The organism is Sphingomonas sp., from assembly GCF_035555815.1.
Lineage (GTDB): Bacteria > Pseudomonadota > Alphaproteobacteria > Sphingomonadales > Sphingomonadaceae > Sphingomonas.
Map to the genome: position 1 here is coordinate 1 of NZ_DATMGG010000091.1, position 13,147 is coordinate 13,147.

The 13,147-nt window shown below is 69.6% G+C and carries 12 protein-coding genes; 9 read left to right on the forward strand and 3 right to left on the reverse strand.

Annotation, left to right across the window (positions count from 1 at the left end):
- The 4 genes from prsK to VNR91_RS05210 all read left to right on the forward strand — a co-directional run.
- A partial coding sequence (gene prsK, locus VNR91_RS05195; protein WP_325489718.1) for an XrtA/PEP-CTERM system histidine kinase PrsK occupies positions 1-1,409 on the forward strand: 1,409 nt, incomplete at its 5' end.
- Positions 1,406-2,758 (forward strand): PEP-CTERM-box response regulator transcription factor, encoded by a 1,353-nt coding sequence (gene prsR / locus VNR91_RS05200; RefSeq protein ID WP_325489719.1) that lies wholly within the window; start codon positions 1,406-1,408, stop codon positions 2,756-2,758. The genes prsK and prsR, both read left to right, overlap by 4 nt.
- Entirely contained in the window at positions 2,742-4,796 is a 2,055-nt protein-coding gene (locus VNR91_RS05205) for a tetratricopeptide repeat protein (protein ID WP_325489720.1), read from the forward strand. The genes prsR and VNR91_RS05205 overlap by 17 nt, the downstream gene beginning before the upstream one ends.
- Positions 4,797-4,811: 15 nt before the next feature.
- Positions 4,812-5,624 carry a DUF815 domain-containing protein gene (locus VNR91_RS05210; protein ID WP_325489721.1) on the forward strand — a complete coding sequence of 271 codons (813 nt, stop codon included), beginning with the start codon at positions 4,812-4,814 and terminating at the stop codon, positions 5,622-5,624.
- 40 nt (positions 5,625-5,664) lie between these two features.
- On the opposite strand, the gene VNR91_RS05215 is transcribed toward VNR91_RS05210, so the two are convergent.
- The gene (locus VNR91_RS05215) at positions 5,665-7,452 is read right to left on the reverse strand and encodes an ABC-F family ATP-binding cassette domain-containing protein (protein ID WP_325489722.1); all 1,788 of its coding nucleotides are present in this window, start codon (positions 7,450-7,452) and stop codon (positions 5,665-5,667) included.
- On the opposite strand from VNR91_RS05215, the gene VNR91_RS05220 reads away from it, so the two are divergent.
- From VNR91_RS05220 to VNR91_RS05230, 3 genes are all read left to right on the forward strand, one after another.
- Complete coding sequence (locus VNR91_RS05220; RefSeq protein ID WP_325489723.1) at positions 7,451-7,855, forward strand: hypothetical protein; 405 nt, start codon at positions 7,451-7,453, stop codon at positions 7,853-7,855. The two genes, VNR91_RS05215 and VNR91_RS05220, sit on opposite strands and share 2 nt — an antisense overlap.
- A gap of 108 nt (positions 7,856-7,963) precedes the next feature.
- Positions 7,964-8,647, forward strand: a complete 684-nt coding sequence (locus VNR91_RS05225; protein WP_325489724.1) for a response regulator transcription factor — start codon at positions 7,964-7,966, stop codon at positions 8,645-8,647.
- Between the two features lie 16 nt (positions 8,648-8,663).
- Positions 8,664-10,037 (forward strand): HAMP domain-containing sensor histidine kinase, encoded by a 1,374-nt coding sequence (locus VNR91_RS05230; RefSeq protein ID WP_325489725.1) that lies wholly within the window; start codon positions 8,664-8,666, stop codon positions 10,035-10,037.
- A gap of 111 nt (positions 10,038-10,148) precedes the next feature.
- Here the strand turns inward: VNR91_RS05230 and VNR91_RS05235 are convergent, their stop codons facing one another.
- Positions 10,149-11,135, reverse strand: coding sequence for an LLM class flavin-dependent oxidoreductase (locus VNR91_RS05235; protein WP_325489726.1), 987 nt, complete (start codon positions 11,133-11,135; stop codon positions 10,149-10,151).
- Between the two features lie 58 nt (positions 11,136-11,193).
- On the opposite strand from VNR91_RS05235, the gene VNR91_RS05240 reads away from it, so the two are divergent.
- Positions 11,194-11,862: a pyrimidine 5'-nucleotidase gene (locus VNR91_RS05240; protein ID WP_325489727.1), complete on the forward strand. Its 669-nt coding sequence runs from the start codon at positions 11,194-11,196 to the stop codon at positions 11,860-11,862.
- Entirely contained in the window at positions 11,859-12,665 is an 807-nt protein-coding gene (gene dapD, locus VNR91_RS05245) for a 2,3,4,5-tetrahydropyridine-2,6-dicarboxylate N-succinyltransferase (protein ID WP_325489728.1), read from the forward strand. The genes VNR91_RS05240 and dapD overlap by 4 nt, the downstream gene beginning before the upstream one ends.
- Before the next feature lie 143 nt (positions 12,666-12,808).
- Here dapD and VNR91_RS05250 read toward each other — a convergent pair.
- The coding region (locus tag VNR91_RS05250) for a CoA-binding protein (RefSeq protein WP_325489729.1) at positions 12,809-13,147 on the reverse strand (339 nt) is incomplete at its 5' end.

Sequence of the window (13,147 nt, forward strand, 5' to 3'; positions counted from 1 at the left end):
AGGGTCGCGGCGAGATGCGCGTATCGCGCGCGGTCGCCTATCGTTCGCTGTCGCTCGTCGCGGTCGGCGGCTATTTCGCGGTGCTGGCGGCGGTGACCAGCATGCTCGGCGCGATCGGCGGCGACATGGCGCGGATCTGGCAGACGGCGTTCGTGTTCGGATCGGCGGCGGCGGTGCTGACGCTGGTATCGACGCCGTGGCTGCGCGCCTGGGCCAAGGTGAAGGTCGCCAAGCATTTCTTTCGCCACCGCTACGACTATCGCAGCGAGTGGATCCGCTTCACCGGCACGCTGGGGATGCCCGACAAGGCCGCGCCGCTGGCCGAGCGCGTGCTCAAGGCGGTGGCCGACTTGACCGATTCGCCCGCCGGGCTGCTGCTGGTGCCCGACGGCGCCGGGCTGGGCATCGGCACCGGGTGGAACTGGACCGGCGAGCTGCCCCGCACCGGCGGCGACGCCGCTTTTGCCGCGCAGCTGGCGAGCGGCGAGCATATCGTCGAGCTGGATCGCGCGCGCCGGGGCGGGGCGGAGGCCGATCCGGTGCCGCAATGGTTGATCGATGAAGGTGATGCCTGGGCGGTGGTCCCGCTCAACCACCTCGGGCATCTGGCCGGCGCGATCGTGCTGGCGCGGCCGCCGGTCGACCGCGCGCTCGACTGGGAGGATTTCGATCTGCTGCGTATCGCCGGCCGCCAGGTCGCCAGCTATCTGGCCGAGGCGCGCGCGCAGGACGCGCTGGCGGAGACCGAGCGGTTCGACGAGTTCAACCGCCGCTTCGCCTTCATCGTCCACGACATCAAGAATCTGGTGAGCGGCCTGAGCCTGGTCGCGCGCAATGCCGAACGCCATGCCGACAACCCCGAATTCCGCGCCGACATGGTCGCCACGCTCCAGGATTCGGCGGCCAAGCTCAACGCGCTGCTCGCCCGGCTGATGGCCAACAGCCGGGCCGCCGCCGAGCCGCCGGCGCCGGTCGATCCGCTGGCGGTCGCCGATCGAATCGCCGTCGCGCGCCGCGCCCAGCATCCGGTGATCGTGTCGGCGCCCCGGCCGGCGCTGCTGCTGGCCGATCCGGCGCGACTGGAGCAATTGCTCGGCCATCTCGTCCAGAACGCGATCGACGCCAGCGCGGCCTCCGATCCGGTGACGATCGCGATCGATCCCGGCGCGGACAGCGTGACCATCGCGGTGATCGACCAGGGTTGCGGCATGTCGCCGGGGTTCGTGCGCGAACGGCTGTTCCGTCCGTTCGTGTCGTCGAAGCCGGCCGGCTTCGGCATCGGCGCGTTCGAGGCGCGCCAGCTGGCCGAGGGCATGGGCGGCCGCATCGAGGTCGACAGCCGCGAGGGCGAGGGCTCGACCTTCCGGGTGATCCTGCCCGCCGCGCTTGTATCGAGAGTAGCCGCATGAGTGACGTGAAGAAGCTGCTGATCGTCGAGGACGACCTCGCGCTCCAGCGCCAGCTGCGCTGGGCCTATGAGGGCTATGAGGTCCATATCGCCTCCGACCGCGAGAGCGCGATCGCGCTGCTGCGCGCCGAGGAGCCCGCGGTGGTGACGCTCGACCTGGGGCTGCCGCCCGATCCCGACGGCACCAGCGAAGGCTTCGCAACGCTTCAGGCGATCCTGGAGCTGAAGCCCGATACCAAGGTGATCGTCGCATCGGGCCACGGCGCGCGGGAAAGCGCATTGATCGCGATCGCGGCGGGGGCGTGGGATTTCTATGCCAAGCCGGTCGATATCGACGCGCTCGGGCTGATCGTCGCGCGCGCGTTCCACGTCCATGCGCTGGAGGCCGAGAACCGCCGGCTGGCGCAGGTGACGCTCGACGGCGGGCTGGGCGGGATGATCACCGCCGCGCCGGAGATGCTGAAGGTCACCCGCACGATCGAGCGCGTCGCGGGCGCCGACGTGTCGGTGATGCTGCTCGGCGCGTCGGGCACCGGCAAGGAACTGCTCGCGCGCGGGCTGCACGAGGCATCGCCCCGCCGGCGCGGCGCGTTCGTCGCGATCAACTGCGCGGCGATCCCCGAAACCCTGCTCGAAAGCGAGCTGTTCGGGCACGAAAAGGGCGCGTTCACCGGCGCGGTCAAGACAACCGAGGGCAAGATCGAGCAGGCCCATCGCGGCACGCTGTTCCTCGATGAGATCGGCGACGTGCCGCTGGCGCTGCAGGTCAAGCTGCTGCGGTTCCTCCAGGAACGGGTGATCGAGCGGATCGGCGGGCGCAAGCCGATCGCCGTCGATACCCGGATCGTCTGCGCCACGCACCAGGACATCGACGCGATGGTGGCCGCGCAGAGCTTTCGCGAGGACCTCTACTACCGGCTGGCCGAGATCGTCGTGCGAATCCCGTCGCTCGCCGAGCGGCCGGGCGACGCCGGGCTGCTCGCGCGGCATTTCCTGCGCAAATACGCTCGCGACATGAAAAGCGCGGTCAAGGGATTCACCCCCGATGCGCTGGCGGCGATCGATGGCTGGGGATGGCCGGGCAATGTCCGCGAGCTGGAAAACCGGATCAAGCGCGCCGTCATCATGGCGGACGGGCCGCGGATCACCGCCGCCGACCTCGACCTGGGCACGCCCGACGACGATCGGCTGCCGATCAACCTCAAGTCCGTGCGCGAGGACGCCGATCGCAAGGCGATCCGCCACGCGCTGGCGCGCGCCGACGGCAACATCTCCGGCACCGCGCGTCTGCTCGGCATCAGCCGTCCCACCCTCTATGACTTGATGAAGGCCTATGACCTCCAGCCCTGATCTTCGCCGCCTTCTGCGCGGGGGGACGATCGGAACGGTCGTCGTCGCGCTGGGGCTGACGCTCGCCAGTCCGCTGCGCGCCGATACCAATACCGCGCGCGCCACGCTCAACCGCGCGCTCATCGCGCTCGACCAGGGCAATGCCACCGCCGCGCGCGCGCTGGCGACGGCGGCGGTCGCCGCCGATCCGAACTGGGGGCTGGCCCATGCCGTGCTTGCCCGCACCGCGCTGGCGCAGGATGACGGCATCGCCGCCGAGGCCGAGCTGAACAAGGCGCGCGACACCGGGTTCGACATGGCGCGCGGGCGGCAGATGCTGGCGCACGCCCGGCTGCTTCAGAGCGACGCGCGGCAGGCGCTGGAGATCGCCAAGACGGTCGCGCCGGCCTATGCCGCCTACGGCCTGCGCGTCCAGGCGCGCGCTACCGCCGCGCTGGGCGATGCCGCCGCCGCGAGCGATCTGCTCGACCGCGCGGTGGCGCAGGCGCCGAACGATAGCGCCACCTGGGGTGATGTCGGGCGGTTTCGCCAGAGCGTCGGCGACGTCGCCGGGGCGATCGACGCCGCCGACCGTGCCGTCGCGCTGAACCCCGACAATACCGACGCGCTGCTGCTGCGCGCGCAACTGGTGCGCGGCCAGTACGGGTTGGTCGCGGCGTTGCCGTGGTTCGAGGCGGCGTTGCGGCGCGATCCGGCCAACCATGCCGCCCTGGTTGACTATGCCGCGACCCTGGGCGATGCCGGGCGCTATGCCGACATGCTCTCCGCGGCGCGGCGCGCGCTGGCGGTGCGCGCCGGCAGTCCGCAGGCGCTCTACCTGCTCGCGGTGATGGCGGCGCGCGCAGGCAACGCCGATCTGGCACGCGACCTCATGGAGAATGCGGGCGGCGCGCTCGACGGGATGCCGGGGCCGCTGCTGCTCGGCGCGACGCTCGATCTGGGCAATGGCGCGGCGGAGCAGGCGGTGACCAAGCTGCGCAACCTGATCGCGCTCCAGCCGATGAACATCCGCGCGCGTCAGCTGCTCGCGGTGGCGCTGATGCGGCTCGACGCCTCGCGCGACGCGCTCGACATATTGCGCCCGGTCGCGCAGCGCGGCGACGCCGACAGCTATACGCTGACGCTGGCGGCGCGCGCGTTCGAACGGATCGGCGAGCGCGACCTCGCCGCCCAATATCTCGACCGCGCCGCGCATCCCGCCCGCGCCGACGCGGCGGCCTTTGGCTCCGATGACAGCGTCCCGGTGCTCGCGGCGGCGGCGGACAGCGGCCCGGCGGGCGACCCCGCCACCGCGATCCCGCTGATCCGCGCCCAGCTCGACGGCGGCGATCGCGCCGGGGCGCTGGCGCGCGCGCAGGCGGTCGCCGCCGCCAATCCCGGCGCGCCCAAGGCATCGGTGGTGCTGGGCGACACGCTGATGGCGGTCGGCCGGCCGGGCGATGCCGCGGTCGCCTATCGCCGCGCCGCGTCGCTCGCTTTCGACGAACCGACGATGCTGCGACTGACCGAGGCGCTCGACATGGCCGGGCGGCGGGCGGAAGCATCGAACGCGCTGGCGCTGTTCCTGTCGCAGAATCCGGCCAGCGTCGCCGCGCTGCGGCTGGCCGCGCACTGGCAGATCGCCGCCGGCGAATATGACGCGGCGATCGACACGCTGGAGGGGCTGCGCGCGCGGATCGGCGATCGCGACGCCGCGCTGCTCGCCGAACTGGCCTATGCCCATGATGGCGCCGGCAATGACGACGAGGCGTTGAGCTATGCCGCCGCCGCCTATGCGCTGGCGCCGGCCAATGCGGCGGCGGCGGACGCCTATGGTTGGGCGCTGTACGGCGCGGGAGATGCGGGAAGCGCGCTGCAGCTGCTGCAAAAGGCCGTGGCGATCGCGCCCGGCCACGCCGCGCTGCGCTGGCACCTCGCCCAGGTCTATGCCGATCTGGGGCAGGAACGCGCGGCGCAGGCCCACGCGCGCGCCGCGCTGGCCGATCCGCGCTTTGCCGATCGCGCGGCGGCGCAGGCTCTGGTCGCCGCTGGCTCGTGACGCTAAGCGGCCGGCATGACCGACCCGCTCGAGAGAATCGCCGCCGCGCTGGAGCGGCTGGCGCCGCCGCCGCCGATCGCGGCCGATCCGATCGCGCACCCGGCCTATCTGTGGCACGGCACCGCGCTGGAGGTGGCGCGCGGTTTCGCGCCGCTGCCGCTCGCCATGCTGACCGGCATGGATGCGCAAAAGGCGGCGCTGCTCGAGAATTTCGGCCGGCTCGCCAGCGGTCATCCGGCGCATGACGTGCTGTTGTGGGGCGCGCGTGGCACCGGCAAGTCGGCGCTGGTCGCCGCCGCCGCCGCCGCCAGCCGGCTGGCGCTGATCGAGGTCGCGACCTCGTCGCTGGAAACCCTGCCCCGGCTGTTCGCCACGCTGGCGACGGTCGAGCGGCCGTTCGCGGTGTTCATCGACGATCTCGGATTTTCGGCCCCGGCCGAGGCGCGGGCGCTGCGCTCGCTGCTGGAGGGCGGGGCGGAAGCACGGCCGGCGAATGCGCGGCTGGCGGTGACGTCGAACCGCCGTCATCTGGTGCCGCGCGACATCGCCGAACAGGAAAGCGCGATCAATCCGCGCGACGCCGTCGACGACGCGCTGGCGCTGGCCGACCGGTTCGGTCTGAGCCTCGGCTTTCACGTCATCGACCAGGACACCTATCTGGCGATCATCCGCCGCTACGCCGACGCCTATGGCCTGCCGTTCGACGCCGCTGACGCGGTCGGCTGGGCGACGCGGCGCGGCAGCCGGTCGGGACGGGTCGCCTGGCAATATGTCGTCGATCTCGCCGGGCGCAGCGGCATCCGTCTCGATCGCAGCAAGGGCGCCTGATCCACGTCAGGCCCCGAACCGCGTCAGGCCCCGAACCGTTTCAGGCAGCGCCTAGCGTTTCGACCATCTCCGCCAGTTCCAGCCAGCGCAGTTCCGCCGCCTCCTTGTCGTCGCGCGCCTTGGCCACCGCCTTCATCAGCGCGTCGAACTTGCCGGGGTCGCGCGCATAGAGATCGGCGTCGGCCAGCGCCGCCTCATCGCGCGCGATCGCCGCGTCGAACTGCTCGATCCGCGCGGGCAACTGGTCGTAGTCGCGCTGGTCCTTGTAGCTGAGCTTGGTCCGTGCCGATGCGGGCGGGGGCGGCGGCGCGGCGGCGGATTTGGCGGCCGCGCGGGGCTGGGCGCGGGGCTTGCGCTTCGCCTCCCAGTCGGCGTAGCCGCCGACCACCACGTCGACGTTGCCCGATCCGTCGAGTCCGAGTGTCACCGTCACCGTCCGGTCGAGGAAGTCGCGGTCGTGGCTGACGATCAGCACGGTGCCTTCGTAATCGGCGATCACCTCCTGCAACAGGTCGAGCGTCTCCAGGTCGAGGTCGTTGGTCGGCTCGTCGAGCACCAGCAGGTTCGACGGCCGCGCGAATTCGCGCGCCAGCAGCAACCGCGACCGTTCACCGCCTGACAAGGTGCCGACCCGCGCATCGACCAGCCCCGGTTCGAACAGGAATTCCTTGAGATAGCCGATGACATGCTTCTTGGCGCCGAGCACGTCGATCCACTCGCCGCCTTCGGCCAACACCTCGCGCACCGTTTTGTCGGGCGCCATCAGGCTGCGTTGCTGGTCGATCACGATGCGATCGAGCGTCTTGGCGAGTCGTACGCTGCCCTCGTCGGGCGCCAGTTCGCCGGTCAGCAGCTTGAGCAGCGTCGTCTTGCCCGCGCCGTTGGCGCCGACGATGCCGATGCGGTCGCCGCGCGTCACGCGCAGGGTGAGATCGCGGATGATCGTGCGATCCCCGAACCGCTTGGTCACGCCCTTGGCGTCGATCACCACCTTGGTGCGGGCATCGTCGCTGGCGATGCTCAGGTTGGCGGCACCCTGCGGCCCTTGCATCGCGGCGCGTTCGGCGCGCATTTCCTTCAGCTTGGCGAGCCGTCCCTGGTTGCGCCGCCGGCGGCCGGTGACGCCGCGCTGAAGCCAATGCTCCTCGATCTTGAGCTTCGCGTCGAGCCGCGCGGCGTTGCGTTCCTCCTCGGCATAGACCGTCTCGGTCCACGTCTCGAACCCGCCGAATCCGATCTCCGCCCGGCGGATCGCGCCACGATCGAGCCACAGCGTCTGGCGGGTGAGGCGGGTCAGGAAGGTGCGGTCATGGCTGATCGCGACGAACGCGCCATTGAAACGTCCCAGCCAGCTTTCGAGCCAGTCGATCGCGGCGATGTCGAGGTGGTTGGTCGGCTCATCGAGCAGCAGGACGTCCGGCCCCTGCGCCAGCGCGCGCGCGATCGCCGCGCGCCGCCGTTCGCCGCCGCTCGCGGTCTGGGCGTCGCGCGACAGGTCGATGCCGAGCTGATCGGCGATCGCCTCCGCCTCATGCCGTGCCGGGGCGTCGCCGCCCGACAGGACGAAATCGAGCAGCGTGGCGTGGCCTACGACCGACGGATCCTGTTCGAGCAGGATCACCTTGGTGCCCGGCACGATCGTGCGGCGCCCTTCGTCGCTGTCGATCTGGCCGGCGAGCAGCCGCAGCAGAGTCGATTTGCCGGCGCCGTTGCGCCCGATCAGCGCCAGCCGATCGCGCGCGCCGACGTACAGGTCGAGTTCGCGGAACAGCCAGCCGGAACCCTGAACGAGCCCGAGGCCTTCATAGGCGAGGATAGGTGCAGCCATGATCGTGCGGGCACCTAGGCGGCGGCGGCGATTGCGGCAAGCTTTCCGGCGCATTCACAGGCTGTTCAACGGAAGCGCCCTATGCAACAGCCCCATGAAGATGGTGGGACTGTTCTCGATCGCGCTCGTGCTTGGGATGGTGGGTCCGGCGGATGCCGATCCGCAGCGGCAGCGGCGCGCCGACCAGGACGCCGCGCGCGCCGCGCGCGTGGACGGCCGCAACCTGCCGGTACGCGAGATCGAACGCCGGATCCTGCCGTCGATGAAGGGCGCGCAGTATATCGGTTTCGACTTCGATTCGGACGCGGCGGTTTACACGCTCAAGTTCCTGCGCGATGGCAACGTCATCTGGGTGAGCGTCGATGCCCGTTCGGGCGCGGTGATCGGCCGCACCGGACGCTAATGATTGCGGCTCCGGCCCGCTCCCCCACACGGCCACCGATAGGCTACTATTGTTGGGTGGCAGTGTGCGAGAGCGGGCCAGTGCCACCCCGGGAGGGAGATAAAGAATATGCGCGTTCTGATCGTCGAGGATGAGCCCAATCTGGGTCAGCAACTCCGCAACACGCTGGAGGGCGCCGGCTATGCCGTCGACCTCGCCACCGACGGCGAGGAGGGGCATTTCCTCGGCTCGACCGAGGAATATGACGCGATCATCCTCGACCTTGGGTTGCCCGAGGTCGACGGGCTGACCGTGCTCGATCGCTGGCGCAAGGAAGGGCGCGCCGCCCCGGTGCTGGTGCTGACCGCGCGCGACAGCTGGTCGGACAAGGTGGCGGGGCTCGATGCCGGCGCCGACGACTATGTCGCCAAGCCGTTCCAGACCGAGGAACTGATCGCCCGCCTGCGCGCGCTGATCCGGCGCGCGTCGGGCAACGCCTCTGCCGAACTGACTGCTGGCGACATTCGCCTCGACACTCGTTCGGGCAAGGTCACCAAGGGCGGCGACCCGGTCAAGCTGACCGCGCAGGAATATAAGCTCCTGTCCTACCTGCTCCACCACAAGGGCAAGGTGGTCAGCCGCACCGAATTGATCGAACATATCTACGACCAGGATTTCGACCGCGATTCGAACACGATCGAAGTGTTCGTGACGCGCATCCGCAAGAAGCTGGGTGCCGACGTGATCTCGACGATCCGTGGTCTGGGCTATTCGCTCGACGAGCCTGACGCGCCGCGCCCGCCGGCCGATTGATCGGTCGGCCACCGCCATGGCCACCGTAGCGAGCGAGCCGCCGCCACGCCATTACGTCCGCGTCACCGGATCGCTGTCGCGCCGGATGATCGTGGTCGCGGCGCTGTGGATCCTGCTGCTGCTGACCGGCGGCGGGTTCGCGCTCGATCGCGTGCTGACATCGGCGGTGACGCGCAGCTTTGACGACCAGCTCGATTTCGTGCTGACCAGCCTGATCGCCTCGGCGGAAATCGGGCCGGAGGGTGAGGTGATGTCGAGTCGCCAGCTCGCCGACCAGCGGTTTCTCGAGCCGGGATCGGGCCTCTACTATCAGGTGAGCGGCGGCGGGTTCGAGCCCTATCCCTCGCGATCCCTGTGGGATCGGCGGCTGCGCACCGATCAGCAGCACGCCGACATGAACGTGCACGTCTATGATTCAAAGCAGTTCGCCGATGAGAAGCTGCGCATCGTCGAACGCGACGCGACCTTGCCGGGATCGCCGGTGCGCTGGCGATTCCAGGTCGCGCAGAATCGCGATTATCTCGACGCGCAGATCGCGGCGCTTCGGCGCACGCTGGTGCGCAGCTTCCTGCTGCTCGGCCTCGGGCTGATCGTGATGGTCGCGTTGCAGACCGTCTATGGCCTGTTGCCGCTCAGGAAGGTGCGGCTGGAAATCCAGCGGATGCGCGCCGGCACGTCGAACCGGGTCGAGGGCGATATGCCCGCCGAGGTCGCGCCGATGGTCGAGGAACTGAACGGCCTGATCGAACATAACGATCGCCAGGCGGAGGAGGCGCGGCGCCACGCCGGCAATCTGGCGCACGCGCTCAAGACGCCGCTGACCGTGATCATGAACGCGGCGGCGGCGGGGCAGGCCGACCTGTCGGACACGGTGATCCGCGAGGCGCGGACGATGCGTCGCCAGATCGACCACCACCTCGCCCGCGCCCGCGCGGTCGGCCGGCGCGGCAGCGCGCACAGTCGGGCCGAGGTCTGGCCGAGCATCGAGGCGGTCGAGCGCGCGGTGTCGCGGCTCTATCCCAACGTGCGCGTCGACATCGATGGCGCCAAGACGCTGACCGCGCGGATCGAGCGGCAGGACCTTGACGAGATCCTTGGCAATCTGGTCGAGAATGCCGCCAAATACGGCGGCGGCAGCGTGTTCGTGACGGTCGCCGCGCGCGCCGGTTTCGTCGAGATCCTGGTCGAGGATGACGGTGCGGGCATTCCAGAGGTCGACCGGATGCGCATCTTCGATCGCGGCGTCCGGCTCGACAGCGGCAAGCCGGGTACGGGGCTGGGCCTCGCCATCGTCCGCGACGTCGCGGAAATCTATGAGGGCACGGTCAGCCTGGAGGAGAGCGAGGACTTGGGCGGAACGCTGGTGCGACTGCGCCTGCCGCTGGCTTAGGTCATCGCGCAACCCATTCCGTTCGTGCTGAGCTTGTCGAAGCACCGTCCTTTTCTTCGATCGACGGAAACAAGAACGGCCCTTCGACAGGCTCAGGGCGAACGGAATATCTTACAACCCGCGCATCACCTCCGCCGCGATCTGGAAGCTGCGTTTGCGCGCGGCGTGATCGTGGATCATCCCCGTCAGGATCAATTCGTCGGGCTTGGTCCGATCGATGAACGCCGCGATCTGCTCGCGCACCCGCTCCGGCCCGCCGATCGCCGTCACTTGCAGCACATGGTCGAGCATCGCGTTGCCCTGCGCGCCCAGTGTGTCGCGAAAGCCGGGGATCGGCGGCGGCAGCTCGATCGGCTGGCCGGTGCGGATCGCGACGAACGCCTGCTGCATCGAGGTCGCCATCACTTCCGCCTCTGAATCGGTATCGGCGGCGAATACGTTGAAACCGAGCATCAGATGCGGTTTTTCGCACACCGCCGACGGGCGGAAATCGCGGCGATAGATCGCCGACGCCGCCTCCATCGCATCGGGCGCGAAGTGCGAGGCAAAGGCATAGGGGAGTCCGAGCATCGCCGCGAGCTGCGCGCCGAACGTGCTCGACCCCAATATCCACAGTTTCACGTTGGCGCCGGCGCCCGGCACGCTGCGGATGCCGGTCTGGCCGTCATCGGCGAAATAGCTTTGCAGTTCGAGCACATCCTGCGGGAAGGCATCGGGGCTGCTCTCCAGCGTCCGCCGCAGCGCCCGCGCGACGCGCTGGTCCGATCCCGGCGCGCGGCCGAGGCCGAGGTCGATGCGGCCTGGGAACAGTGCGTCCAGCGTGCCGAATTGTTCGGCGATCACCAGCGGGGCGTGGTTGGGCAGCATGATCCCGCCCGCGCCGATGCGGATCGTGCTGGTGGCGGCGCCGACATGCGCGATCACCACCGCCGTCGCCGCGCTGGCGATGCCGGGCATCCCGTGGTGCTCTGCCACCCAATAGCGGGTGTAGCCCAGCGCCTCCGCATGGGCGGCGAGATCGGCGGCGTTGGCGAGCGATTCGCCGGCGTTGCCGCCCTGAACGATGGGGACGAGGTCGAGCAGCGAATAAGCGATCATGCCCCGCCAGATGGGGTGCCGCTTGCTCCATGCAAGCCGTAGCGGTAGGCGCCCGGTCGTGCCGCCCGAACTTGCCCATATCCGCGCCTGGATCTTTGATCTGGACAACACGCTCTATCCGCCTGTCGCCAATCTGTTTTCGCAGATCGATCAGCGGATGACCGATTATGTCGCGCGGTTGACCGGCCTGCCGTGGGATGAAGCGCGGGTGTTGCAAAAGGGGTGGTTCCACAGCCACGGCACCACGCTGGCCGGGCTGATGGAAGCGCACGGTACCGATCCGTTCGAGTTCCTCGCCTACGTCCATGACATCGAGATGGACGTGCTTGAGCACAACGCACCCCTGGCGGCCGCGATCGCCCGGCTACCGGGGCGCAAGCTGGTATTCACCAATGGCGATCTGCCTTACGCGTCGAAGGTGCTGGGACGGCTGGGGCTGGGCACCAGTTTCGAGGCGGTCCACGACGTGCACGCGATGGCGCTGCGGCCCAAGCCCGATCCGCTGGCTTATGAAGGCCTGTGCTCCGCGTTCGCTCTGGAGCCGGCCGAATGCCTGTTCGTCGACGACATGGCGCGCAACCTGAAGCCCGCCAAGGCGATCGGCATGACCACCGTGTGGATCGACAACGGCAGCGAGCAGAGCCCCGACGCCGATCGCGACTTCATCGATTACACCGCGGCCGACGTGACCGTCTGGCTGCACCAACTTCTGGGAGACAATGCGTGACCGACCTTCAGACGACCATCGACGCCGCCTGGGACGATCGCGCCAGCCTGAGCCCGGCGACCACCGGTGTGGTGCGCGAGGCGGTCGAAGCGGCACTGGCGCTGCTGGACGCCGGCACCGCGCGGGTGGCGGAGCCGGTCGGCGACGGATGGCAGGTCAACCAGTGGCTCAAGAAGGCGGTGCTGCTGTCGTTTCGGCTCAACGACAATGCGGTGATGCCGGGCGGCTGGTACGACAAGGTGCCGCTGAAGTTCGCCGATTGGGGCGCGGACGCTTTCGCCGCGGCCGGATTTCGCGCGGTGCCGGGTAGCGTCGTGCGGCGTGGTGCCTTCATCGGCAAGGGAGCGGTGTTGATGCCGAGCTTCGTCAACATCGGCGCTCATGTCGGTGAGGGGACGATGGTCGATACGTGGGCGACGGTGGGGTCGTGCGCGCAGATCGGACGGAACGTCCACCTGTCCGGCGGCGCCGGCATCGGCGGGGTGCTCGAGCCGCTTCAGGCCGATCCGGTGATCATCGGCGACGGCGCCTTCATCGGCGCGCGTGCCGAAGTGGCGGAGGGCGTGCGCGTGGGCGAGGGCGCGGTGCTGTCGATGGGCGTGTATCTGGGCGCCTCGACCAAGATCATCGACCGCGCCACCGGCGAGGTTCATCGCGGCGTCGTGCCGCCCTATGCGGTGGTGGTGCCCGGATCGACCGGCGGCGGCGACGGCAAGCCCGCGCTGTATTGCGCGGTGATCGTCAAGACCGTCGACGCGCAGACCCGGAGCAAGACCGGCATTAACGAACTGCTGCGCGACTAGAAAACGATCCCTCTCCCATCGGGAGAGGGAAGGAGCCGCCGAGGGCGGCGGGGGGGGGAGGGCGGTGTCGTCACCCTCACCTTCGCCCTCCCACTCGGCTGCGCCGAGCGGGCGGCCCATCCCTCTCCCAAGGAGAGAGGGGTTCAGCCGACCGGCGCCACCCCCAGCCGCGGGATTTCTATCGCCGGACAGCGATCCATCACTACTTTCAGCCCGGCGGCCTCGGCGCGCGCCGCCGCTTCCTCGTTGACCACGCCAAGCTGCATCCACACCGCCTTGGCGCCGATCGCGATCGCCTCATCCACCGCTTCACCGGCAGCGGCGGGGCGGCGGAAGATGTCGACGATGTCGATCGGATCGCCGAGTTGCGCCAGGTCCCGGAACACGAATTCGCCGTGGACGTGTTCGCCGGTGATCTGCGGGTTGACCGGGATCACGCGATAGCCGTGCTCCTGCAACCGCTGCATCACGCCAAAGCTGGG

Coding starts and splice junctions, on each gene's coding strand:
- VNR91_RS05210 (WP_325489721.1), top strand. CDS start 4,812: ATGACCGACCCGCTCGAGAGAATCGCCGCCGCGCTGGAGCGGCTGGCG.
- VNR91_RS05205 (WP_325489720.1), top strand. CDS start 2,742: ATGACCTCCAGCCCTGATCTTCGCCGCCTTCTGCGCGGGGGGACGATC.
- VNR91_RS05215 (WP_325489722.1), bottom strand. CDS start 7,452: ATGGCTGCACCTATCCTCGCCTATGAAGGCCTCGGGCTCGTTCAGGGT.
- VNR91_RS05225 (WP_325489724.1), top strand. CDS start 7,964: ATGCGCGTTCTGATCGTCGAGGATGAGCCCAATCTGGGTCAGCAACTC.
- prsR (WP_325489719.1), top strand. CDS start 1,406: ATGAGTGACGTGAAGAAGCTGCTGATCGTCGAGGACGACCTCGCGCTC.
- VNR91_RS05230 (WP_325489725.1), top strand. CDS start 8,664: ATGGCCACCGTAGCGAGCGAGCCGCCGCCACGCCATTACGTCCGCGTC.
- VNR91_RS05235 (WP_325489726.1), bottom strand. CDS start 11,135: ATGATCGCTTATTCGCTGCTCGACCTCGTCCCCATCGTTCAGGGCGGC.
- VNR91_RS05220 (WP_325489723.1), top strand. CDS start 7,451: ATGATCGTGCGGGCACCTAGGCGGCGGCGGCGATTGCGGCAAGCTTTC.